Source organism: Magnetococcus sp. PR-3, from assembly GCF_036689865.1.
Taxonomy (GTDB): domain Bacteria; phylum Pseudomonadota; class Magnetococcia; order Magnetococcales; family Magnetococcaceae; genus Magnetococcus.
In genome coordinates this window covers 384,116-384,577 of record NZ_JBAHUQ010000001.1, presented here as the reverse complement: position 1 = coordinate 384,577, position 462 = coordinate 384,116, and positions in this window count along the sequence as shown.

The window sequence follows — 462 nt, the reverse complement described above, 5'->3', positions numbered from 1 at the left end:
GTGTCAATCCCTAGCCTGAGAAATATAACATTATTGAATTTCAACTTCACACTCCATATTAGTCGAAAAGTAACCGTTCATGTAACGGTTCATGTGATGGAAAGTGAGAAAAAAAACGATGCTTTTGAGAGAAAGTGAGATAAATGCCAGGGCTGGTCATTATAAGTACTAGCATGTTCGTTTATGGTATTAGGTGTATATACTTATAGTAAGACTTGTTGAGGCTACAAAAACGGATATCTGGTGGTGTTAGGGAAATAAAGGGGGCCCAACATATGTGTAATAATGGGGTGGTTTTTAGCGTGCCATTAACATTGATCACGAATATGGGGGAAAAGATGCGTTGTGATGGTGGGAAAAAACAGCCCACCATACCGGTCAGATAGGGACCAAATGTAAAAGTGTTATGCCCTGCCTAGGAAAGGGCTTTCGATAGGTTGAGCGTCTATTTATTGAGAAGAA